This is a genomic window from Vibrio amylolyticus, assembly GCF_023145695.1.
GTDB classification, from domain to species: domain Bacteria; phylum Pseudomonadota; class Gammaproteobacteria; order Enterobacterales; family Vibrionaceae; genus Vibrio; species Vibrio amylolyticus.
The window spans coordinates 474398-498372 of the sequence record NZ_JAJHVV010000002.1 but is presented as its reverse complement, the minus strand read 5'-3'; the positions used below and the strand labels follow the sequence as shown (position 1 = coordinate 498372).

Genomic DNA, 23975 nt, shown 5'->3' with positions numbered 1-23975 from the left:
TTTTGCTTAAGCAGAATGCAATAAAACCCAGCTTATACTGGGTTTTGTTGTATCTAGCACTCTATAAACCAATCTCGACGTCCTAATTAGTGCCATTACCCTCTATTCCCATTCTTTATGCCTAATCTGGGGATATCCGATGCCGCTTCTACCCTCTCTACATGCTTATAAGCGATGAACTACAACTCCCCCTACTCAGCCCCTTTGATTTTTTTCAATACGCCCTCTGCTCTTTTTCTACACTCAGGTGAAGACTTTATAGAACAGTAGATCGTCTTGCTGTCGTCAGCATCATCGTTGTAGTTCTCAGATCAAAAAAATCCAGCCGAAGCTGGATTTTTCATTCTAAAGTTCTCTTTTATTCCATTAATCTAAAAGAGAGTTATCCCAATAAACCGAGCGCTGAATTTGGCGCTTGTTTTGCTTGAGCAAGTACTGAACTCGACGCTTGAGATAGGATTTGAGATTTCGTCAATGCCGTTGTTTCTTTTGCAAAGTCTGTATCTTTGATGCGGCTTTGAGATGCATTAACGTTTTCGTTAATGTTATCCAAGTTGTTAATCGCATGGTCAAATCGGTTTTGGAATGCACCAAGTTGAGCACGGTGACTATCAACAAACTTCAATGCAGAGTCAACAATAGCTACCGACTCTTGCGCGCCACCAACTGAAGTTACATCGATAGTGTCAACGGTTACTGCTGTTGGACCACCAATCGCAAGTTCACCCGCTAAGCTACCGCCAAATGTTACAGCACCTTCAACTTTATTGTTGTCTGCATACATTTGAAGTTTGCCATCTTCATCAACAGACGCTTTGATCATATCTTGCTGACCATTGATGTAAGTGGCCAACTGCTCAATGTCGTCGCCAACTTTTGCGTCAATAGCTAGGTTCTGTGCATTACCAAACTTATCTGTCAAAGCAATAGTCAGGTCGTTTCCGCCTGTTTGTACTGACCAATCTTTATCCTGGCCGTTTGCCGCTTTATAGCTGTCACCACCCATCAGCACGTTATCACTACGCATGTTGTTTAGTGTTAGCATCACAGCTTCACCATTATCAGCACCAATCTGGAAAGATTTGGTATCGAACGTACCGTTTAGTAGTTTATTACCACCAAATGAGGTCGTTTCCGCGATACGGTTAAGCTCATTGTTTAGAGCACTTACTTCTTCCTGAATAGCCACACGCTCAGATTTAGAGTTAGAGCCATTTGCAGATTGAAGTGATAGATCACGCATACGCTGTAGGATGTTGGTTGTTTCGTTCATTGCACCTTCTGCTGTTTGTGCAATTGAAATACCATCGTTCGCGTTACGCACCGCTACATCAAGGCCGCGACTTTGAACATTCAAGCGGTTAGAGATCTGTAGACCTGCCGCATCGTCCTTTGCGCTATTAATTTTAAAGCCAGATGATAGACGTTCCATCGATGTTTGCTGAGCGCTATTAGCACTGTTTAAATAGCGTTGAGCTGTCATCGCAGATACGTTTGTATTTACATTAACCGCCATAGTGGTCTCTCCTATTGATTTTCCGACGAGCGGAAATATTTCTATCCGAACGGTTTCCGACGTCTCGTAAAACCAATTAGTTCTCTCAAAGTAAACTCTTAGCGACCTTAAAAAGAATACCTTTAGAAAAAACAGGAGATAATATTAATTAATTTACTAAATAGCCTAATAACAAGACCTTACCGACATAATGAAAAAAATGGGCTAAAGAAAAGAAGCACTCTGCCGAGGGGCTGCGTATTGATTCGTTAATAAGAATATATAAAGCTTCAGACAAGAAAAAGCCCCTTTTCCTTTGAGAGAACCGGGGCTAGTTTGGTTAGCCGGCGTCATGTGGAGATCAAGAGAAATGATCACAATACCGACTGACCGGGGCGCATGGTTACCGTAAAAATAGAAAAGCAGGGTGTATCTGAGAGAGCTTAACTATCCAATAATAATCATACTTTGCCTTGGGTTTTACCTATTACTCACGTCTGCGTAACTAGGGTAAAGCTCCAATTACTACTGCAACAACGTTATTGCAGAGTTTGGCAACTGTTTAGCTTGAGCAAGTATTGACGTACCTGCTTGTTGCAATATCTGAGATTTCGTCAACTGTGTTGTTTCCTTGGCGAAATCTGTATCTTTAATTCGACTGTTCGATGCTTCAACGTTCTCTTGGATATTTGCCAAGTTGTTAATGCTGTGGCTTAGTCGGTTCTGTTTTGCGCCGAGATCTGCTCGCTGTGAGTCAACGTACTTTAATGCTGCGTCAATGATACCCACTGCATTTTGAGAGCCCGTTACTGAGGTTACATCGATGTCTTTCACCGTTGTGTAAACGCCTGGACCGCCATTCAAACCCAGTTCGGTAGCCAAGCCACCTGAGATTGCGAGATCGCCTTCTATATCAGGTTGAGCAATAAAGACTTGTAACTTACCTTCATCACCGACAGAAGCTTGTACAGCATCTGTTTGACCGTTGATGTAAGTCGCGAGTTCTTCTACATCATCACCCACTTTACCCATGATATCGACAGTAACTAACTCACCATTTTTATCCGTAAATTCGAACTTAAGATCATTAGCGCCGGCAGCTACATCCCAGTCAGCACTTTTACCGTTTTCGGCAAAGTAAGACTGGCCTCCCATGCGGAAGTCATCGGCACGAATACTCGTCAGCCCCATGATGATGGCTTCACCAGAGCTAGCACCGATTTGGAATGATGCTTCACCAAATGAACCGTTAAGTAGTCGACGCCCACCAAAGGAAGTTGTCTCTGCGATACGGTTTAATTCGTTTTGCAGCGCTACCACTTCTTCATTCAACGCTTGGCGCTCTGAAGTAGAGTTAGTGCCGTTCGCTGATTGAAGGGACAAGTCACGCATACGTTGAAGAATACTCGTCGACTCATTCATCGCACCTTCTGCTGTCTGCGCAATTGAAATACCATCGTTGGCGTTTCTCATTGCGACATCAAGACCGCGAGATTGCGCTGTCAATCGGTTAGAAATTTGAAGACCAGCCGCATCATCTTTAGCACTGTTTATGCGGTTACCAGAAGACAAACGTTCCATTGACGTATTGAGTTCACCGGTGGCCTTATTTAAATAACGCTGAGCGGTTAACGCTGAGACGTTTGTATTTACTGTAATGGTCATATTTGCTCTCCTAGTGAGTTCGCAAGTGCTTGCGAAGCGGCCAGCTTAATCTCATTTGGAAGCACTGACCGTAATTGCCTTGCTAAACCTGTATTACTACAAGTCTTTAATTCTTTGTTTCACTGTTACTAAATGTAATACAAGTAGTGTGCCAACTTTTTAACCAGTACAAAAAATGCGCTAACTACTTGTTTAAATAAAGATTAACGAAATAATTCCTTATTTAATTTTAATGCATTTAATACCTTGCTACTTTTGTTACGGCCAATTGCCGCATTCTATTGCCGCTTTAAAACTCATGCTTTCTTAATAGCAGTTGCTTCACAGTGACAATCATTCACACCTAATTGCACTTACGGCATTGCACGTAAGGCATTCAAAAATTAGATGTAATTAAATAAAGTCAGATCTTTGGTTTTTCCAAATGCCTGTTGAGATGCTTGGAGCGCACGTGAGTTCTCATTAAACTCAATGACGGCTTCCGCATAGTCGAGATCTTCAAAGTTACTCTTTGATTTCGAGAGTGTTAGCTTGAAGTCTTCATGCTGCTGCTCCTGAATATCAAGCGTACTTAACCTTGCACCTACATCCGTTCGAGCCTTATTCAAATGAATAAATGCCGCATGAAACTCTTCGGTAATTTGGTGTAGTTTCGCTGTACTATCGGAATCAGAGACCGAATTCTCAGCCAAATCCATCGCCTGTTGGAACGTTTCAAAAATAGAGTAAGTTTTACGAGGTTCAATTGAAATCTCGTCACTCTTGCTTATTTGTCCCTTAACCTGAATCGTTAAACCTTCATGGCGTATGCCGGTCGAAGGGTCAAATTCATCCGCTTTAACCACGCTGCCATCTTTTTCTAACTGATAACCAAACTTTCCGTTATTCATGTCCACAAAAGTGACTTTATAGCTAGAGGTATCATCGGGATCGATGTTAGTTGCACGCTCAAGCAACAGTTCTGACGCGTCATTGAGCTTATATTGAGGCTCATAGTCACCAAATGGATTGTCTATTTCCATGAATAACTTATTACCAGGGTCATTTATGGGCATATCAAGCGTATTAGAGACTTTCATCTTACGTTGATAATCATCGCCCGAATAAGTGACTGTGCCGTCGTTATCTCGAAAGAACGGTTGGTTTTTTGGCTTGGTTCCGGCAAAAATGTAGTTTCCAGATTCATCTTGAACATTCACAATATTTAAGAAGTTGTTGGCTATTTCTTGTATCTCTCGTTTTTTAGCAAAACGGTCTTCGGCAGATAGCGAGCCATTGATCATCTCCATCACGGTACGCTTAGCTTCATCAGCAAAGCTCTCGGTATTAGCAATGATGACTTCATGGTGTTCTAGACGATTTCGTACCAATACAATCGCATCAACATATTGACGAAGCTGCTCTGATTGCTGACCGACATTTTGGATGTAATGTGTTGCAAGAGGGTTGTCACTTGCCTTCATCAGCTTTTTACCCGAAGCCAGCTGAGCTTGGTTGTGATGAATTTTGGTCTCTTGCCGACGCAAATCATTTTGGACTGATTGATAGTTATGGAAACTTGAGATTCTATTTAACATTCAGTTGCCTCCCTATCGCAGTGCCAAAATGGTATTAAAGGTGTCATTTGCCGTTTGCATAATCCGAGAAGAGGCCATATATGCGTGCTGAAACTTCATCATGTTAGCCGCTTCTTCATCAAGGTTTACACCAGATATTGAAGCGATTCGTTCTTGAGCAGCCTCTTTCTCCAAACGTGAAATATCAGAGAGACGCGAAGCGGTCGATGTCTTCAATCCAACATTGGTGTTTAAGTTATGGTAAATATCCAAGACCGTCGATTCGTTATCATTTAACTTCTTGTCGGTTTGGATATTCTGCATTTTCAACAAGTTGCCGTTATCGCCTTCAGAAGGGACAAGGTTTGCCGTGAATTTGTCATTGGCAATGGCTCCTGGAGTTAGCGTAAAAGCCGTCCCTTGAACAAGAACGGGTCCTCGAGGTGGGTAGTCTTGCGGCTCTAAGAGAATCTTTCCTCTAGTATCAGTCACTGCAAACTGATCACCCTTTGGTGACACCACAACTTCGAATTCTTTAATCTCGCCTACTTGTAAAATCTTGAACTTTGCCGTTCCCTGTGCGAAAGACGTTGATGCTTTAAAGCTTTGCGCGGCAATGGCCGTTGGGTCATTGGTGGCCATTTGCATTTCAGCAGCAGAATTTCGAGTAGGGCGAATAAGAACTCGTTCACCGGCTTCTAGATTCTGGCGAACTTCAATTCGTACACCATCAATGAGCAATGAGTTACCAGTCATGGGTACAACGACTCGCTCACCTGATGGACGCGTAATAAAATAGTCACTACCATTATATTGAAGAGAATACTCACCGCCTTTAAGCTGCGTCGTATCTTCGATGAAAACGGCAAGGTCGGCTTTAGAGTCAGGCGTTTGAACCACACGCGACTTAGTAATACGGTCCTCATTGACATCGGTAAAGATCAAACCACCAATATTACCTCTAAGGTTTAAACCTTGTGATTGAAGCTTATTGACTTCAAATGAGAATGAGGCTGATAGACGACCTAGCTCGTCCATAAGATGCGGAATATGCGCATCACGCATCTCTAGAAGTGCACCAAGCTTGCCATCTATGTCTTTGGTGGTGATCGGTTTAATCCCCTTGCCTTCAACAATCGCCAGACGACGCTGATGAACATCTGGGTAGCCATCAATCATTTTTAACTGACTTGCTTCCGTTCCAGAAACCAGCGTATGACCATTACCAATATGGATATTGAAGCCTTCGCTGTTCTTTCGCGAAGTGACTGTGACCTTCGTGTACTCAGAAAGCTCTGAAACCAATCTTTCATGCTGATCCATCAAGTCGTTATGAGGGCCTGGAGTACGCATCATTAAGCGTTGTGTATCACGTAGCTCTAAAGCCAATTGATTAATTCGCTCGATGCCTAAATCCAATTTTTTATTGGCAACGTCAGACTGTAAACGGATGGTTTCATGAAAGTCATTAAGGTTTTTAGTAATCAAGCCCGCTTTCTCTAGCACCACTTTTCGGGTACCAACATCATTTGGGCTATCGGCTAACGTCTTAATGGAATCAAACCATTCGTTTAAATTCTCAGGAATTTTTTTAGAGGCAACAGATGAGAGCATGCTAGAGAGCATGTCGAGGTTTTCTTCTGTGTCGGTTTTAAATGCATGGCTAGTTGTCGCGACATTCAGCTCATTAACGGCAAACTGATCCCAAGAGCGGCGAACTTTTTCCACATGAACACCCATGCCGTAGGTTTCACCGCCATATTGTCTAGGCGAGTTCGTGCCTTGGATAATAGACTGCCGGCTATAACCATCTGTATTGGCATTTGAAATATTATGCCCTGTGGTGTTGAGTTGTCTCTGAGCTGTAAGAACACTTTGTGTCCCTAAATTCAGAAGATCCGACGCCATACCGCCCCCAAAGTCGATGAAATATCAGCAATTGCTGAAAACCTACTTTAATTATTGCAATATGTATGCCAGTACGAATTAGAAGATTCTAGATAGGTATAAAAAAGGCCTACTCATTGTAAGCCTGTGTTTCTATTACTTATGGATGTTGTTGCTCATATCGGGTTCTTGTTTTATTAATCACCGATATTATGTAACCCGTGACTTAGCCTGAATTAAGTTAGGCTTTAGGTGCTAAGTGTTACGTTACATCTGATCGATGCGCTGTTTGACGTTCAATATCTTCTCTGCATAAAGCGGATCTGTCGCATAACCCGCTTTATGGATGCCATGAATAAACGCTTCAGAGCTTCCCGTTTGTTGCAGTGCAGTACTGTAACGTGGGTTTTGGTTTAAAAAGCGTACATAGTCGTTAAAACTATCTTGGAACGAATCATAAGAACGGAATGCAGCATGTTCTTTAACGGGAACGCCACTGTGGTATTCCAAGGTTTGCGTCGCCACTTTATCACCCTTCCAGCTTCTATCCGCTTTGATGTTAAAGAGATTATTACTGCTGCCATTAGAGTTCTGAGTGATTTTTTGCCCCCACCCCGTTTCAAGCGCTGCTTGAGCAAGTAACAACGAAGAGTCAACACCCAATGCTTTTGCCGCTTGAGTCGCATACGGCTTCATTGAGGCAACAAAACTTTCGGGAGAATCAAAAGAGGTTGGCTGAGCTGATTTCGCCGTTTCAGTCGCACTCGCGGTAACTGGCGCGGACTCTCTAAGATCACGATTTTTCTGAACTTTGTCCATGATCTCTTCAAAATTTGCGTTTTGAGCCGCTGCGTTCTGGTTCTCAATCGTCCCCGTACTGAGTTGAGCAACAATCATATCCGCCAAGCCTAAAGAACCAGAAGAACTTAGCTCACTCGACATCTGATCATCGAGCATCTGACGGTAGAACTGCTGGTTTTGGCTATCCATTAAACCAGATTCAAAGCTTGAATTGGCATCACGCATCGATTTAAACAGCATGGAAGTAAAAATCGCTTCAAACTGCTTGGCCGCTGCAGTCAATGCCGCTTTATCATCGGCCTCATCACCACTTACTGCTTGTTGACGAAGTTTGTCTAAGCCTGCTATATCGTGAATAAATCCAATGTCGTTGCCATTATTAATCATGATGAGTCCTTAAATAATGATCAGCTGACCTTCAATAGCACCTGCTTGCTTTAAAGCCTGCAAAATAGCCATTAAATCTGATGGAGCGGCACCAACCTGATTAACGGCGCGAACTAAATCATCAAGCGTTAATCCTGGTTCAAACTTAAACATCTTGCCTTGCTCTTCTGTTACTTCGATATCCGTATCAGGGACAACTACCGTTTCACCGCCAAAGGGGTTCCCCTGACTGACGTTAAGATTCTCTTTAATTGCTACAGTCATTCCACCGTGGGTTACGGCAGCCGATTTTAGACGAACATGTTTCCCAACAACAATGGTACCCGTTCGCGAGTTAACGATAATTTTTGCTGAGCCATCAGCGGGATTGAATTCAATATTTTCAACGGCAGAAAGAAATGCCACTCGTTGGCTCACTTCTCTTGGTGCGCGTACTCGAACCGACGTCGCATCGATTGCTGATGCCATTTGTGGCCCAAGGAAATTATTCACAGCGTCCGCCATTCGCTGCGCCGTCGTAAAATCTGACTCAAGAAGGTTAAAGGTGATGTAGTCACCACGACTAAACGGCGTTGGAATCTCGCGCTCAACGATCGCGCCACTAGAAATCATTCCGGCAGTCGGGTTGTTACCAACGATCTTTGAACCGTCAGCCCCACTTGCACTAAATCCACTCACGACGAGGTTACCTTGCGCAACAGCGTACACTTGACCATCCAAACCTTTTAAGAAGGTCTGCATTAATGTCCCGCCACGTAAGCTTTTTGCCGAACCTACCGACGACACAGTGACATCAATCGTTTGTCCTTGCTTGGTAAAGGCAGGCATTTCAGCGGTCACGATAACAGCGGCAACATTTTTCGTTTTCGGCTTGGTACCGGGTGGCAATTGGATGCCAAAGTTTTGCAACATGGCATTGAAGCTTTGATCGGTAAAGGGCGTTGATTCCCCTGTTCCAGGTAGACCAGTAACCAAACCATATCCGACCAATTGGTTACTACGCACACCTGCAATCTGCGCAACGTCTTTGATACGAGCGGCTTGAGCACTCGTCGCTAATAACATTATGCTGGTAAGTAACAGTAATAACTTCTTCATTTGCTAACCCTTAAACTTTGTAACTACTCAATTGACGAATGTTCATCCAGTCAATCAATAAGCATTGAGCCAAAAAATCGACTTTTTTGTAAAGTTACAAAGAGACATTAAAGAATCGTGCCAAGAATCCAGGTTCTTGCATATCTTGGTTCGTTCCTGTTCCAGAATATTGAATTCGAGCATTAGAAATACGATTCGAGGCAATCGTGTTATCGAAGTCGATATCATCTGGGCGAATTGTACCGCTCAGGCGGATATACTCATCTCCAGTGTTCAGTGTCAGCCACTTTTCACCACGTATGATAAGGTTGCCGTTGGCCAAGACTTCAATCACCTCAACGGTGATCGAACCTGATAAGCTGTTACTTTGGTTCGCCGCTGCACTGCCACTAAAGTTATTGTCGTTACTTAAGTTATATGAAAAGTCGTAATCACCTATGTTAAGCGGGCGACCACCAACCTCTAATGGATCCATGCTCGCATCGTTATTCTTAGACAGATCGGCATCCGAACTTTTTGCTGCTTTGGTCTTTTCATCCAAAGTGACTGTAATGATATCGCCAATGCCACGAGGTTTAGAATCATCATACAAGCTGCTCACCGTATTTAGGTTAAACAGTGAGCCTGTTTCCGCAGCATAGTGCTCAGGAGCATGTTTAGGGTGAATCGGTGCCCAAGCGGGGTCTCCGGCAACCGGATCATTTCTGCCACGCAACGTATCGACAATGCCAGAGCTATCGTCGGAAGATTTATCACCCTCGACAGCATCAACCGTCGTTGTGCCCTGAACGACATCCGGTGTTTCAATGGGTGGCTCCATCATCGCGCAGCCACTCATGATTAAAATGGGTAAAATAGTAAGAATACGAATCATGTGGAAAACCTCATCGGTGCCTTAGGGGCTAAGCCTAGAGCTGCTGGTTAACAAAGCTCATCATTTTATCTACCGCAGAGATCACTTTAGAGTTCATCTCATACACTCGTTGAGCTTCAATCATATTGACGAGCTCTTCAGTCACATTAACGTTTGAGGTTTCTAACATCGACTGCCTAACGGAACCAAAGCCATCTAAACCAGGGACGCCTTCTTGTGGGTCACCACTTGCACCTGTTGGTAGGTAAAGGTTTTGCCCAATTGGCTCTAAACCACCTGGGTTAATAAAGTCGACGGTGGTAATTTGACCTAACACTTGGTTGTCTTGCTGGCCACGAATATTTACCGAAACCTCACCATCGGTACCGACGGTAATACTAATCGCGTCGTCAGGTATGATGATTTCAGGCTCTAACGTGTAGCCCGCTCCCGAGGTTACAATTGCCCCTTCATCGTTCACGGTAAATTGACCATTACGCGTATAACCGATATTGCCATCAGGCATCAATATTTGGAAAAAGCCATCGCCCTCAACCATCATATCCAGACTATTGGTCGTGGTTTGTGTATTACCTTGTGTATGGACTTTCTGCGTTGCAACAACCTTTGAACCCGCACCAAGCATCAAACCACTTGGCAGCTCGGTATTTTGAGAAGACTGTCCGCCTGGTTGATTGATATTTTGATAGAAAAGATCTTCAAAAACCGCACGGCTTTTTTTGTAACCTACCGTTGATGCGTTTGCTAGGTTGTTTGAAATCGTCGAGATATTGGTCTGTTGAGCGTCCAATCCCGTTTTACTTACCCATAATGCCGGATGCATAACAGTCTCCTTAAATTCTTATTAGCTCATACGAAGCAGAGAGTCGGATGATTTATCCATCTCTTCAGCTGTGCTCATCATCTTGACCTGCATTTCAAACTGTCGTTGCAAGTCAATTAGGCTCGTCATTTCACCGACAGCATTAACGTTGCTGCCTTCAATCGCGCCTGTAAGCAGTTTTACATTGGCATCTGCTTCGTATGCCGCATTGGGCTCTTTCGAACGAAAAAGGCCATTAATATCTTTGAACAAAGAACGGTTATTGGTTTGAGTTAACTTGATACGATCTACAATTTCCATTGCATCAGCAGGAGCCCCTTGTGGAACGACTGAAATTGTCCCGTCGTTTCCTATCTCAACTTTGCTGATTGGGATTGGTAGTGTAATTGGCGCGCCTGTCTCCCCTAGCACAAGGTGACCAGAAGCATTTGTCAGTAATCCGTTTTGGTCTATCTTCAAATTACCATTACGGGTAAGCCCTTCTTTGCCGGTTTTATCCATGACAGAAATCCAACCATCCCCTTGAACGGTGACATCTAAGTCACGCCCAGTGGTAATCACACTGCCTTGGGAAAAGTTTTGCCCCGGTCGCTCAGTCATACTAAATACACGAGTAGGAAGACCTTCACCATAAGCCTGCATTGAGCGCGCTTGTGCTAAATCAGCACGAAAGCCAGTGGTGCTAACGTTTGCTAAGTTATTTGCTCGTAACTGTAGCGCCTGCATATTCTGCTTTGCGCCACTCATAGCAAGGTAAAGAGTGCGATCCATAATGTGCTCCAATAACCAATGTTCAGTTATTAGAAAGCAATTGGCATGCCAAGTTTTAACTTATTAAATATCAACAAGTTAATGGGTTGGAGTGAGATTAAGGGAAGGAGTTGCCGATCATTGCCGCGGAGAACAGGCAATAACACCAAGCCAACGTTGCCGCAAGCTTGGTAATTTTGATATTGCGTAAACGAAATCGTTAACGAATTTGAAGTATATTCTGTTGTAGTTGGCTGTGTACTTCTAATGCACGCGAGTTCGCTTGGAAGTTACGCTGAGCGGATATCAGGTCAACAAGCTCCTGAGTCATATCAATGTTAGATTGCTCTAGTGCACCGTTATTGATTGAGCCAAATGATCCTTTACTCGATTCACCCCAGATTTTTTCACCTGAGAATTGTGTTGAATCCCACTGAGTTCCGCCCTTCTTATCAAGGCCTTGCTCATTGGCAACACGAACCATACCAACCCGGCCCAGCGTGACATTTTGACCATTTGAATAAGTGCCTAAAACACTGCCGTATTCATCGAAATCAATCTTGGTTAAGAAGCCTGTTGTTGCGCCGTCTTGGTGTGTTTTAGTAATCTCGAAAGGAGCGGCAAATTGCGTCGCACCATCGAGATCAAACCCTAACACTTGAGTACCGTCTGCGCCATTCAAGTTGATACCAGCCGTTTCGAAGGTATCAGTTAAGATCGGATTACCGCCGTTTAACTGTGCTAATGTACCGTCGTTATTGAACTTCATGGTATGCCCTATATGGCCAGTAGGAGACGCTGCGTCACCACCAGCAATATTAAGCGGCTTTTCACCTTCAGAATCCGTCACACTGTAGTATTTATTCCACGTGTTAGGTTGAGTCATGTCTTTCAAGTAGTAAGTAGATAACTTGTAAGATTGGCCCATTGAGTCATAAATTGTGGTTGATGTTGAGCGGTTATAAGTATCAGGATCACTCATATCAAACAGTGCTGGATCTTTTAGGTCACCATTGGCCGGTAAATTAGCCCCAACTTCAATGGCACTGGTTTGTTTAGGTTTACCAAACTCAGCAGGAATAGCTAACGGTTCAGGCTCGTAAGAAAGAACTTCACCCGTGTCTTTATTTACTTGATACCCAAGAAGGTACTGATCATTAGCATTAACAATGTAATTGTCTTTGTTTAAATGGAATGCACCGTTTCGTGTCATTTCATTTTGCTGCGGTATCATCCTATCTTTTGCAACAGCAAAAAATCCAGTTCCTGACACACGTAAATCCAGAGGGTTATTAGTATAAATACTCGACCCTTCATGGAATTGCTGAGCAACTTTATTGGCCTGAACACCTTTACCAGGAGTAGTTTTAGCATTGGTAAAGATTGAGGTTGAATATACATCGCCGAACTCTGCACGAGATTCTTTAAAACCAAACGTATTGGCATTCGCAATGTTATTACTGGTTGTGTTCAAATCTAATTGAGATGCGGATAAACCGCTTAGTGATACATATGACATTCCAAACTCTCCTATCTAGCTAGCGTATTAACTCTTAAGCGAGCTATGCTTTGCCAACTTCTAGTACTTCAGCAAGTCGAACTGGCGATTCAAAACCAGCTAGATTGAGCAGTACGTTACCATCACCTTTACCGAGAAGTACGCTATTCACGTTCGCATAAGTTGAAACTTCAAACTCGCGATTTTCTCCATCTAGCAATCCAGAGGCTCTCACCTTGTATTTGCCACCCGGCAATGGGTTACCGTTATCGTCGTTACCGTCCCATTCGACTTTATTATCGCCAGCAGGCTTTGAACCTACTTCGAATGTTCGTAGCAATTGTCCCACTTCGTTCTCGATACGAACAAATACATTGTCCAGTGATTGAGGAAGCTTCACCATTGCCGACATTGCAGCGCCGTCTTCTTTCACTCCGGCAGCTCCTGGGACTAAAACATCTCGACCGACCAAAGTAGATGCCTGTAGCGCCTGATTAGAAGTCATCGACGTATTCAAACTCTCAAACTGAGTGTTCATTTTTCCGATGCCATCAACCGTTGCAAACGAAGCCATCTGAGCAATCATCTGGTCATTGCTAACTGGCTTAAAAGGATCTTGCTGAGCCAGTTGTTTCGTAAGGAGTGATAAGAAGTCTTCTTGGTTAAGATCCTGCTTACCACCTGTCTCTTCTGGTTTCTTTTGATCTTGAAGAGATTTGAGCTGATCAACGTAGGACAAGCCGCTTTGACCAACATTATTGATTCCAGCCATTTGCTACCTCCTTATCCTTATTGACCCATCTGCAGCGTACGCAGCAGCATTTGTTTACTTGCATCTGCTACTTGAACGTTCGTTTGGTATGAACGAGAAGCAGAAATCATATTCGCCATTTCTTCCATCACATTAACGTTTGGCTTATAGATATAGCCTTCGTCATTTGCTAATGGGTGATCAGGATTGTACTCGGCATCTAGCGGTTTATCGCTCTCCACAATACCCATAACTTTCACCGGCACAGTATGATCTCGGTTATAACGTGCCTTACTTAACTCTGCACCAAACACTGCGTGACGGGCTTTATATGTATCTTTCGCTGAGCTAGAGATACTGTCCGCATTGGCAAGGTTACTAGAAGTTGTATTTAGGCGAACGGATTCAGCGCTCATCGCAGAACCTGTCACGTTGAATACATTAAATAAACTCATCTAGTTACTCCCCTTGATTGCTTTCGTTAAGTTCTTGAATTTACTTCCTAAGAAGTCAAGTGATGCTTGGTGTCTGATTTGATTCTGCATAAACAAATTACGCTCTAAATCCACATCTACCGTGTTGCCATCACCCGTATCAGGTTGTGTCGGAATGCGATATAAGCTTTCCCCTGTTACATTTGTTGAGGCAGAGATATGCCGACTATCTGTACGACTAAGACCAATACTTGCCCCCGACGTTGCCGCCTGCAGTGCTTTATTGAAGTCCATTCCTTTTGCTTTAAAGCCAGGTGTGTTCGCCTGTGCAATATTGGTGGAAATCACCTCAGCGTTGCGCTCACGTACGCCAACGGTGTGTTGGTGTATACCCAAAGCATTGTCAAAAGAAATAGCCATAATTGCCTCAACTCAAAGAACTGACTGTTACTACTAAAAATAAAAGCAATTTGCATACCAACTTTAATATTTCTTACACAATTTGCTTTTATCCATACCTTTACTGCTACTTAAAGGTTACTGCAATTTATAGACCGCTTGATGTGTATCGGCATCAGTTGGCCTAAATAAGATTTGGAATGTCTCCCTTAAAATATAACACACGAAGAAGCTGTCTAGGGGATATGTATTGAGGGGGACATTGGTACCTAGGGGATACGCTACTGAAAAGAAATGAAAACTCATATGAAAAAGCCCAGTTGATAACTGGGCTTTATTGGTATTCAAGTGTAGAGACTATTTAAGCTTGTAAATGATACCCGGATTACAACGCACCATATCAAAGCGATCAGTGAGCCCAGTTAAAGATTCTGACGCCCCTAATAGGAGGTAACCACCAGGGTTAAGGCTATTGGCCATTTGGTTAAGCACTTGCGATTTCATATCCGGTGAGAAGTAAATTAGAACATTTCGACAAAAAATGATGTCAAATTTTCCAATCAACGCATAACTCTCCATCAAGTTCTGTGGCCGGAAATTCACTAATCGCTTAACATTATCTTTAACTTTCATACGCCCGTCGCCTGCATCTTCAAAGAAAGTGCGACGACGCTCAGGAGATAAACCACGTCCCAATGCTAGATTGTCATAGACGCCCGCACGGCACATATCGAGCATTGTCGCTGATATATCCGTCGCGGTAATCGAAACACTCGGCAGCATGCCGGGTTTGCGCTGCTGAGTTTCTAGGATTGTCATTGCCATTGAGTAAGGCTCTTGACCTGACGAACTCGCGGCAGACCAAATCTTAATCGGTCGTTTATTAGCGGCAACTTCCGGTAATAACTTATCTGATAACACAGAGAAGGGGTAAGTATCACGAAACCATAAAGTTTCATTGGTTGTCATCGCATCAACGGCAGCAACCCGTAGATCTCGATTTCGACCAGTTACTACATCTCGGAGCAAATCAGACAACGAACCAACATTGAACTTAGTCACTAAAGGGCTAAGACGGCTTCTCACTAAGTACTGCTTGCTATCGCCTAAGACGATGCCACATTGAGATTCCAAAAATCGGCTGAAATCACGATACTCTTGATCGCTTATTGTTATCGCTGTCATTAATGTCTCTTTTATTTTGTTAGTGCAGTTTTAACTGCATTACCCAACTCATCAGGATTAAACTTCGCAATAAATGAGTTCGCACCAACTCGCTCAACCATTGCTTGGTTGAATACGCCACTCAATGAGGAGTGCAAAATTACGTATAGATCTTTGAGATCTGAATTACGGCGAATTTCAGCAGTCAGAGTATAACCATCCATTTCTGGCATCTCGATATCTGAAATAACGAGTGATATTTGATCATATATACTGCCTTCTGCAGCCATTTCTACAAGCTTATCATACGCTTCTTTACCGTCTTTAACAGAAACAGCCTCAAAGCCAATGGATACAATCGCTCTTTCCACTTGTTTTCTTGCAACGGTCGAGTCATCGGCAATCAAGATTCGACGTACAATTTCTTTTTCTGTCTCAGCTTCCGCAATTTCTTGACCAATGGACTCATCCATTTGCTCATCAACTGGCGCGATTTCTGCAAGGATTTTCTCAACATCAAGGATTTCAACTAACTCATTGTCGATATTCGTCACCGCAGTCAGGTAGTTTGCCTTACCCGCTCCATCAGGTGGCGGTAAGATCGACTCCCAATGCATGTTGATTATTCGTTCAACAGAGCTCACTAAAAAGCCTTGAATTGTTCGATTAAATTCAGAGATAACAACAAAACATTTATCGATGTCTGTCGTTGGTCTACCACCAATAGCTAAACTCAAATCGATAACAGAAATAGTTTGGCCACGGATATGAGCAACCCCCTTAACAAGCGGGTTTAAATTTGGCATAGAAGTCAATTTTGGACACTGAAGGACTTCTTTTACTTTAAATACGTTTATACCATAACGTTGTCGTCCCATAAGTCTAAACGTTAATAGCTCTAATCGGTTTTGACCGACAAGTTGTGTACGCTGATTCACCGAATCCAGAACACCGGTCATAAGCTCATCTCCATATCAAACTTTTATCCCAAAAAGTGTTAGTCTACTGCAGGCTATGTAAAACCAGAGAAACAGAATGATATATTCTAAATCACATTGGTATTTAGTTACCATAACTAAGTGTAGAGCTTTCTATAAGTTTTATTACAAGTCTATCGGTTTTTTATTGGTTTTATTTAGTTTTTTTGCCCATTCCGCGACTAATGAACAAATTAAAGCCATTCAACAAAGTGCAGAAAATTATATACTTAGTCATATAGAACGACCTGCTGGCGGCGAGCTGCAAGTAAAAGCTGCAAATATTGACTCCCGCGTATTTGCAACAGACTGCCCGAATGACTTACACGCGTCTTCATCATCGCTCAATAGCCAATCAAGTAACATCACCGTTTTAGTTGAGTGCCCTGAAGATAACTGGCGTCTCTACGTTCCGGTTAGGTTGACAACACTTGGTCCTCAAGTCACTTTGGCGTCACCGCTAAACCGAGGACAGATAATCACCGCAAATGACGTAACTATTAGTATGGTAGACTTACACCGTTTTCGTCGGCAAGGTTTTTCCTCTCTAAATATGGTCATTGGTGCAAAAGTAAAAAGAAACCTAAATGTTGGTAGTGTCATTCAAGATCGCGATATTTGCGTCGTTTGTAGAAATGAAACGGTCATGATAAAAGCAAATAAAGGCGGGATGACGATCACAACCAGAGGGCAAGCCCTGTCCGATGGTGCTGCGGGAGAGCAGATAAGGGTGAAAAATACCAAATCCAACCGTATAATTGAAGGAAGAGTAACTGGAATTGGTGAAGTTACGGTTCCATTTTAGTCACTGATGAAGATTTTTTACTTTTTTAAGCGTAAATGACTAAAGTAATTGCATCTATAGTCGATAGTGACTGTACAGGTTCTTATTTAAAAAAAGGCTAACATATGGCAGGTATAGATAACATACGAAGCGGCCAGACGATGACATCGTCAACGCGCAGCGCTAATCGTACTGAATCTAATGCATCAAGCAGGGCTGAAGCGTCTGAGAAGTCGAGCGGTTCAAAACAAGACGCGGTTTCTTTAAGCCAGCAAGGCAAAGAGATCGGTGCAATGCACAACCAGATGGCAACCCAAACAAGTTTTGATTCCGCAAAGGTAGCAGCAATTAAAGAAGCGATCGCAAACGGTTCATACACGGTAGATTCAGAAAAACTAGCAGACAACATGATCAAGTTTGAAAAAGAACTTGGTGGCCTTTAATCCATAATCGCTATTAGCCTAAGCTGTAATCAGAGTTTTATGGGTTGATATTCAAGAGATGAGTAAGAGACGTTAAATATGGCAGCACTCGCGAGTTTGGTCGAATTCCAACTGAAAAATGCAAATGACCTGTCAGCGCTACTTTCGCAAGAAAAGGTCGCAATAACTCAGCGTGTCTCATCAGATATCGAACGCTTAGCAAAAGAGAAAGTGATACTCATCGATCAATTGCAGACTACGGATCAGCGAATAAGTACCCATCCAGATGTTTCTAGCCTTACAGAAGATGGCAACTTAAAGCAGAGCGTAGATCAAATCAAATCGATCATTCACGATTGTCAGGAAGCTAACCTAGTGAATGGAGAAGCGCTTCAACGTGCGCAGCTCAGTTACAATAAACTCAATAATATGATGCAACAGAGCCATGGAAAAATTGGCATGACATATAACGCGGGCGGTCAAACTCATACCCTTTCTACTTTGGGTACAAATATTAAAGCTTAGTAATCTTTCCCCCTTATATTAGATAGACAATCAGACACAAAAAACGGCAATCGATATTGCCGTTTTTTATTGCTATTAAAAATGTATCTTACCAAAGCTATAGCACGTCATGTCTGGAGAACAATTGACGATAAAGAGAGTTTAGAAAAGAGTCTGCTGCCTTTTCTCAGGGACTTGCTGAACTTCACCATAGCTTCTTAATTGATCCATTTTTTCAATATCAAGCCTTAGCTCTGTTACGTAGCTGTCGCCGACTTTATAGCTTCGCACAACTTCTGCTCCACGAATCACACCATCAACCGCACCAGAAGTACGCTCCGTACCTAAACGTTGATCTTTAAGATCCGCACGACCACTCACACGCATACCATACACTTGTTCAGCGAGTTCTCTGTAAGCATCAATTTTAGATGCTCTCATCGCTCGAACTTGTTTCTCTTCATCATTTGAGCCTTTTTGCTCGCCAATACTTGCGTAACCTACAGCCGTTAGCCAATGATCGTCGCGCATGCTTTGCAGTGGCTGACAACCCACCATAATCAGTGCGGTTAAAATTACTATCCATTTACTCATCATTCGCTCCTACGGACGCAATATTACAGTATGTGATGATGTCATCGTTGGATCTGAGCGAATCAATACACCATCTTCGGTTCTCATTGAGTTCAACGTATCCAGATCTCGTCCAATTCGGTCAGCAGGCAAGAAACCTTGTGCCGTTGCCACGACAACACGAGATTGCATCCCTACCACACGAGCATTAACTAAAACACCACCTTCCTGGCGTAACATTGTGCCCGTTAAGATGTATTGGATCTCTTGCTCTTGAGCAAGATCTTTCCAGTCACGGCTAAAAGCGAAATCACCTTGCTGTGTCACTTGGATTGATCCTGTCGTTTTAAAATCAACGACTTTAAAACCTCGACGTTGGAATTGATGAATAAATCCTTCTGAGACCGAATTACCCAACCAGTTTGTTGCATCCATATTTTGCAGATCAACAAATGAGGTCACCGCTATCGGAGTTCGTGCAGAGACACTGGTGTTCGAGAGCACCAGATCATCAGTCAAACTTTCAACAAAAAAGTCCATTGTATGCCGAGGGCTCTCCATTAACATAAACTGAGAGCCCGAATACGGTTCTTTACCGTTATAAATCGGGGCGTAGGCACATGCGGTTAACAAAACCACCGGCACTAACAGTATCCATTTTTTCATTCTCTTCATCTCCAGATATACTAGGGCTTTGAAATATTCGTTCTTCTTTAGTTAATGAATCCTTCATTATCTAAAAAGTGGAACATTCCTTGCTTTTCTAACTCTGCTACGAAAAAGAAAGGCAACACCTAAATCAGCTAGTAAATAAATTGCAATATTTATACCCAAACGGCGAATTACAATGAAAAAAAACATTATTATCCTATTTTCAATGCTTTACTCATTGATGTTTACACTCCCTGCTCATGCTGCGTGGTATGAAGTTACCGGTGTATCTACTGTCGTTTCCTCAGAAGAGGTGGCTAGAATCCACGCGTTAGAAGACGCCATTTTTAAGGCGGTCAGCTTTTCAGGCGCTGATATAGGCAGTATCAGCAACCTAAGACCCTTTTTAGAGAGTAATAAAAAAGAGTATCAATTCACTAATCACGAAGTCCGCTATGTGCTAGTAGAAGAACAGAGAGTTCGAAAAGGGGTGATGTTTGTCAGAGCCCGAATCGATATCTACCCATCGGCAACAGGTTGCCATGTTAGCCAATATAAAAAGACATTTCTTATAGGCAACATCGATCTTGCCGCCCCACAACAAGCGGTAATGGGGCAGATTTATAGCGTCGGTGATGATTTTGCTCATGTGATCAATAGGCAGTTAGATCAAGAGTCTTCGAGTTTTGTCTCGGTTGGAACCACCGACTATGAAATTAGTAAACGATTCCCTGAACGCCTAAAAATGATCGCACAAGACACCGGAGCGCAATACATTCTTGGTGGTGTGATCACCGATTTAACCGCCACGCTTGATCAAAAATTGATTCGTGATGATGTGATTAACCGACAATTCGCGTTAGAAATGCAAGTGTTTGACGGAAAAACAGGACATGAAGTCTACAACCGTAACTATCGGGAAGTCGCCCAATGGCCATTCCCAAAAACTAGCCAAATTGACACAAAGAGTGCACGTTTTTGGGCTTCAACCTATGGTGAAATGATGCTTAGAGTCAGCCGTAATATCATGCTGGATCTTGAATCTGAGGTGTCATGCAAAATTAGCCTTCCGGAAGTCGTGGCACGATTTGGCAACCAAGTGACGATTGACTTAGGTCGTCTACATGGGGTTCAAAAAGGAGATCGACTACAGCTTTGGCATACGGGTTCATTTATCGACCAAAATGGCCTACCGAGAAATAAAGTTTCTCAAAGTGATATTACATTGACCGTTTCTAGAGTCTATGAGCATGAAGCTGAACTTGAGATTGATCAACAAGATCTTGCCGGTAGTATCCAAATTGGTGACGTGATGCATAAGATTTTATAATTGATTCATCGCGGTCGATATCAAGATAACTAGAAGTTAATATAAAGTGACTGTACCTAGTCTACAAAGATACGGCTTCAATCACTGCAAATAGCGCCATATAAAACAACGCTTTAGTAGCTTATGTTACTAAGGCGTTTTTATTCCTTATAAAATCCTCACACTCCTCTGATTTTAGCAACTATGATTGAAGTAGACTTATTATCAACTTGGTAAGGTATTTACTGCACTTCAACGACTCACATTACGATCAATCATAAGCTAATGAAAAAAAGTAACCTAACTACGAATACGGGCCATCGCTTTATCTCTAAGGCAAAAACCGCGTATAAAATTCATATCCACTCTCCCGATGATACGGTTCTTCATCGTTCGGTTGGCTACATACGTATTGGTGAAAAAAAAGGCCTCAAAAAAGCGATCAAGCTTCGAAATGAGCTTGGCAGTGAAATGTGGGGTAAGTTTTGGCGTCGCCTACTTAAAGATCCGTATCTAATGACTCGCTTACCTCATTCCGTTGAGCCTAAAGTCATATTTAAACCAAGGCCAACTAAAGACGAACCGAACAAAAAAGACGAGTGCTATATTGCCGCTTGGCGAACTTATGACAGTGAAGGGAAATTGATTTATCGAAGCGTCGTATGCTCCATTAGTAAGCACGGCCGCTTAGGGGCTTACACCAAAACGAAAAAAGCGCTACTTGAAGCGAATAAGAATAACCTAGAAATATTAGAGTTCATGGGCCGGCTCAACAGCATCGACTTAAAATAGCCTCTTACAGCTGTAATCAAACCCTTTTAAAAACAAAAAAACCGCAATCTTTTCAGACTGCGGTTCTAACATTTATTCAATGTCAGTGATTATTGAGCGTTCGCTTCGCGAGCTTCAATGAACTCAATCGCCATCTTAATACGTTGAATAACACGCTCTTTACCGATAAGTTCAATAACGGCATCAACAGATGGAGACTGACCACCACCGGTAACTGCTACGCGAAGTGGCATACCAATTTTACCCATACCGATTTCTAGCTCTTCACATACCGCAGCAATCACACCTTCTTTGATGTTCACTGTAGTGAACTCTTCAAGCGCTTCTACTTTAGCAAGAGCAAGCTCTAATGGGCCTTTTGCTACACCACGTAAGTGCTTCTTAGCGGCACCAGCTTCAAACTCAGCGAAGTCTTCATAGAAGTAGCGAGACTGCTCTGCAAGCTCGATAAGGGTATTACAGCGCTCACCAACGAGCTTGATCACTTCAGTAATAGCAGGGCCGTTTGAAGTATCAATCTTTTGCTCATCTAAGTGCCACTGTAGATACTCAGCCACATATTCAGGCTCAGAAGTCTTAATGTAGTGGTTGTTCAACCAAAGTAGCTTTTCAGTGTTGAATGCAGACGCTGACTTGCTGATTGCATCAAGTGCAAACAAGTTAATCATCTCTTCTTGAGAGAAGATCTCTTGATCACCGTGAGACCAACCTAAACGAACAAGGTAGTTGTTTAATGCGTTTGGCAAGTAACCTTCATCACGGTATTGCATGACTGATACCGCGCCGTGACGTTTAGACAGTTTCGCACCATCATCACCAAGAATCATTGCACAGTGAGCAAACGTTGGAACTGGCGCGCCTAGTGCTTCATAAATGTTGATTTGACGAGGTGTGTTGTTGATATGATCTTCACCACGAACCACGTGTGTAATGCCCATATCCCAGTCGTCTACGACAACAACGAAGTTGTATGTTGGTGCACCGTCTGTACGACGAATAATTAAGTCATCAAGTTGGCTGTTCGAAATCTCAATGCGACCACGAATTTGGTCATCAAAGATTACGCTGCCTTCTTTTGGGTTACGGAAACGGATTACACACGCATCATCTTCTTTTGCAGCTTCATTTGCCGCAACAACTTTAGGGTGATTCGCATCGTAGCGAGCCATCTCTTTGTTTTCTTCTTGCTCTGCGCGAATCTCATCAAGCAGCTCTTTTGACGCGTAACACTTGTATGCTTTATCTTCAGCAAGAAGTTTATCAACCATTTCGTTATAACGGTCAAAGCGCTTAGATTGGAAGTAAGGACCTTCATCCCATTCCATACCCATCCACTTCATTCCTTCAAGGATCGCATCGACTGCTTCTTGAGAGTTACGTTCTAGATCAGTGTCTTCAATACGAAGGACGAATTCACCGCCTTGGTTTTTAGCGAAAAGCCAAGAGTACAGTGCAGTACGTGCACCACCAACGTGAAGATAGCCAGTAGGGCTAGGAGCAAAACGCGTTTTAACCGTCATTTAAAATACCTTGATTGTCTTGATGACTACTAGACTAACGAGTTTTATTAACGCTCATTAGTGCTAAAATTTGCGCATTATTTTAGCACTGATCAGTAGAACTACAATCAGAATGAGAGCTAATTTGTCATCCAATGACCTTAACGGCTAGTTATTTAGGTTTTTCACTGCCCAAGAGACAAACTCTTGGCGCTGTTCTGGTGTCATAGCAAGAAAATCAGCCTGCAATGAACTTGGTTTTGCAACTGGCTTGGTTTGCTTTTGGGGGGCTTCGACCTCTGGAAGTGCGACGGGCTTTGGCGTTGATGCTGTTGTGCTTGCAACTGTTGCGGCAGCGGCAGTGCTAATCGCAGCGACACCATTTGATTGATTATAGGTGGCCAGCATTGCATTGTAATCTTTAATCAGCGCAAACGTCTCGTTGGTAATGATGTCGACCGAGGTTTCAACGTCTTTCCCATTGCTAGTGACTTTAATATTTGGATTTTTATTGTAACGATTAACACCGCGCTGATCGCGAATAGCAAATGGCGTTTCTAATAACAGTGTTTCGTCGCTAACGTCAAACGTAACTACTAATGGGGAAGAATTAAATTTTTCTTTACCGCCGTTGGTGTCGATCATAGCAGTAACACGAACCAACAGTTGGTTTTGACCGTTTTCAATCTGTAGGTCACCCTTACCTGTATTTGCTATTTGATTAATTTCTTGATTAACCGCTAAGATTTCCACACGAGAATCCGTTTGGATCGTGGTTTTAGCGTAGGAGAAAGCGCTACAGAGCGCGAGAGATAATATAGCTAATTTTTTCATAGGATTACCAACTTACAGAAACAACAAAGGCGGACATTAAGTCCGCCA

The 23975-nt window shown here is 42.9% G+C and carries 24 protein-coding genes; 5 read left to right on the top strand and 19 right to left on the bottom strand.

The features are described 5' to 3' along the window. Positions 1-382: 382 nt before the first annotated feature. The 15 genes from KP803_RS05125 to KP803_RS05055 all read right to left on the bottom strand — a co-directional run bounded on the left by KP803_RS05125 (position 383) and on the right by KP803_RS05055 (position 16541). Entirely contained in the window at positions 383-1516 is a 1134-nt protein-coding gene (locus tag KP803_RS05125) for a flagellin (protein WP_248007754.1), read from the bottom strand. A 504-nt stretch (positions 1517-2020) separates the two neighbouring features. Next, positions 2021-3160 (bottom strand): flagellin, encoded by a 1140-nt coding sequence (locus KP803_RS05120; RefSeq protein ID WP_248007753.1) that lies wholly within the window; start codon positions 3158-3160, stop codon positions 2021-2023. Between the two features lie 383 nt (positions 3161-3543). After that, entirely contained in the window at positions 3544-4737 is a 1194-nt protein-coding gene (gene flgL, locus KP803_RS05115) for a flagellar hook-associated protein FlgL (RefSeq protein ID WP_248007752.1), read from the bottom strand. Between the two features lie 12 nt (positions 4738-4749). Further along, positions 4750-6624 carry a flagellar hook-associated protein FlgK gene (flgK, locus tag KP803_RS05110; RefSeq protein ID WP_248007751.1) on the bottom strand — a complete coding sequence of 625 codons (1875 nt, stop codon included), beginning with the start codon at positions 6622-6624 and terminating at the stop codon, positions 4750-4752. Between the two features lie 246 nt (positions 6625-6870). Beyond that, complete coding sequence (gene flgJ / locus KP803_RS05105; RefSeq protein ID WP_248007750.1) at positions 6871-7791, bottom strand: flagellar assembly peptidoglycan hydrolase FlgJ; 921 nt, start codon at positions 7789-7791, stop codon at positions 6871-6873. Positions 7792-7800: 9 nt separating this feature from the next. Next, a complete protein-coding gene (locus KP803_RS05100) occupies positions 7801-8889 on the bottom strand; it encodes a flagellar basal body P-ring protein FlgI (protein ID WP_248007749.1) in 1089 nt (362 codons plus the stop codon). A gap of 94 nt (positions 8890-8983) precedes the next feature. Beyond that, positions 8984-9763 carry a flagellar basal body L-ring protein FlgH gene (gene flgH, locus KP803_RS05095; RefSeq protein WP_248007748.1) on the bottom strand — a complete coding sequence of 260 codons (780 nt, stop codon included), beginning with the start codon at positions 9761-9763 and terminating at the stop codon, positions 8984-8986. Positions 9764-9797: 34 nt separating this feature from the next. Further along, the gene (flgG, locus tag KP803_RS05090; RefSeq protein ID WP_248007747.1) at positions 9798-10586 is read right to left on the bottom strand and encodes a flagellar basal-body rod protein FlgG; all 789 of its coding nucleotides are present in this window, start codon (positions 10584-10586) and stop codon (positions 9798-9800) included. A 21-nt stretch (positions 10587-10607) separates the two neighbouring features. Continuing rightward, positions 10608-11357 carry a flagellar basal-body rod protein FlgF gene (flgF, locus tag KP803_RS05085; protein ID WP_248007746.1) on the bottom strand — a complete coding sequence of 250 codons (750 nt, stop codon included), beginning with the start codon at positions 11355-11357 and terminating at the stop codon, positions 10608-10610. 199 nt (positions 11358-11556) lie between these two features. Continuing rightward, complete coding sequence (gene flgE / locus KP803_RS05080; protein WP_248007745.1) at positions 11557-12855, bottom strand: flagellar hook protein FlgE; 1299 nt, start codon at positions 12853-12855, stop codon at positions 11557-11559. A gap of 43 nt (positions 12856-12898) precedes the next feature. Then, positions 12899-13606 carry a flagellar hook assembly protein FlgD gene (locus KP803_RS05075; protein ID WP_248007744.1) on the bottom strand — a complete coding sequence of 236 codons (708 nt, stop codon included), beginning with the start codon at positions 13604-13606 and terminating at the stop codon, positions 12899-12901. 17 nt (positions 13607-13623) lie between these two features. Further along, on the bottom strand, positions 13624-14040 hold the full coding sequence (gene flgC, locus KP803_RS05070) for a flagellar basal body rod protein FlgC (RefSeq protein ID WP_102403233.1): 417 nt from the start codon (positions 14038-14040) through the stop codon (positions 13624-13626). After that, positions 14041-14439 (bottom strand): flagellar basal body rod protein FlgB, encoded by a 399-nt coding sequence (flgB, locus tag KP803_RS05065; protein WP_248007743.1) that lies wholly within the window; start codon positions 14437-14439, stop codon positions 14041-14043. Between the two features lie 336 nt (positions 14440-14775). Beyond that, entirely contained in the window at positions 14776-15603 is an 828-nt protein-coding gene (locus KP803_RS05060; protein WP_248007742.1) for a protein-glutamate O-methyltransferase, read from the bottom strand. Between the two features lie 11 nt (positions 15604-15614). Further along, positions 15615-16541 carry a chemotaxis protein gene (locus KP803_RS05055; RefSeq protein WP_248007741.1) on the bottom strand — a complete coding sequence of 309 codons (927 nt, stop codon included), beginning with the start codon at positions 16539-16541 and terminating at the stop codon, positions 15615-15617. 76 nt (positions 16542-16617) lie between these two features. On the opposite strand from KP803_RS05055, the gene flgA reads away from it, so the two are divergent. The 3 genes from flgA to KP803_RS05040 all read left to right on the top strand — a co-directional run bounded on the left by flgA (position 16618) and on the right by KP803_RS05040 (position 18290). After that, positions 16618-17364, top strand: coding sequence for a flagellar basal body P-ring formation chaperone FlgA (gene flgA / locus KP803_RS05050; RefSeq protein WP_248007740.1), 747 nt, complete (start codon positions 16618-16620; stop codon positions 17362-17364). Positions 17365-17468: 104 nt separating this feature from the next. After that, positions 17469-17786 carry a flagellar biosynthesis anti-sigma factor FlgM gene (gene flgM / locus KP803_RS05045; RefSeq protein ID WP_248007739.1) on the top strand — a complete coding sequence of 106 codons (318 nt, stop codon included), beginning with the start codon at positions 17469-17471 and terminating at the stop codon, positions 17784-17786. Between the two features lie 78 nt (positions 17787-17864). Next, on the top strand, positions 17865-18290 hold the full coding sequence (locus tag KP803_RS05040) for a flagella synthesis protein FlgN (protein ID WP_248007738.1): 426 nt from the start codon (positions 17865-17867) through the stop codon (positions 18288-18290). A 141-nt stretch (positions 18291-18431) separates the two neighbouring features. Here the strand turns inward: KP803_RS05040 and flgP are convergent, their stop codons facing one another. Further along, the gene (gene flgP, locus KP803_RS05035) at positions 18432-18863 is read right to left on the bottom strand and encodes an LPP20 family lipoprotein (protein ID WP_248007737.1); all 432 of its coding nucleotides are present in this window, start codon (positions 18861-18863) and stop codon (positions 18432-18434) included. 9 nt (positions 18864-18872) lie between these two features. Further along, on the bottom strand, positions 18873-19508 hold the full coding sequence (locus KP803_RS05030) for a FlgO family outer membrane protein (RefSeq protein ID WP_248007736.1): 636 nt from the start codon (positions 19506-19508) through the stop codon (positions 18873-18875). A 181-nt stretch (positions 19509-19689) separates the two neighbouring features. Between KP803_RS05030 and KP803_RS05025 the strand changes: the two genes are divergently transcribed. Next, positions 19690-20823, top strand: a complete 1134-nt coding sequence (locus KP803_RS05025; RefSeq protein ID WP_248007735.1) for a flagellar assembly protein FlgT — start codon at positions 19690-19692, stop codon at positions 20821-20823. A 264-nt stretch (positions 20824-21087) separates the two neighbouring features. Further along, the gene (locus KP803_RS05020) at positions 21088-21594 is read left to right on the top strand and encodes a Fe3+-citrate ABC transporter substrate-binding protein (protein WP_248007734.1); all 507 of its coding nucleotides are present in this window, start codon (positions 21088-21090) and stop codon (positions 21592-21594) included. Between the two features lie 89 nt (positions 21595-21683). On the opposite strand, the gene gltX is transcribed toward KP803_RS05020, so the two are convergent. Both gltX and KP803_RS05010 read right to left on the bottom strand, forming a co-directional pair. Further along, positions 21684-23114, bottom strand: a complete 1431-nt coding sequence (gene gltX / locus KP803_RS05015) for a glutamate--tRNA ligase (RefSeq protein WP_248007733.1) — start codon at positions 23112-23114, stop codon at positions 21684-21686. A gap of 147 nt (positions 23115-23261) precedes the next feature. Then, positions 23262-23927 carry a DUF2057 family protein gene (locus KP803_RS05010; RefSeq protein WP_248007732.1) on the bottom strand — a complete coding sequence of 222 codons (666 nt, stop codon included), beginning with the start codon at positions 23925-23927 and terminating at the stop codon, positions 23262-23264. Positions 23928-23975 lie beyond the last annotated feature (48 nt).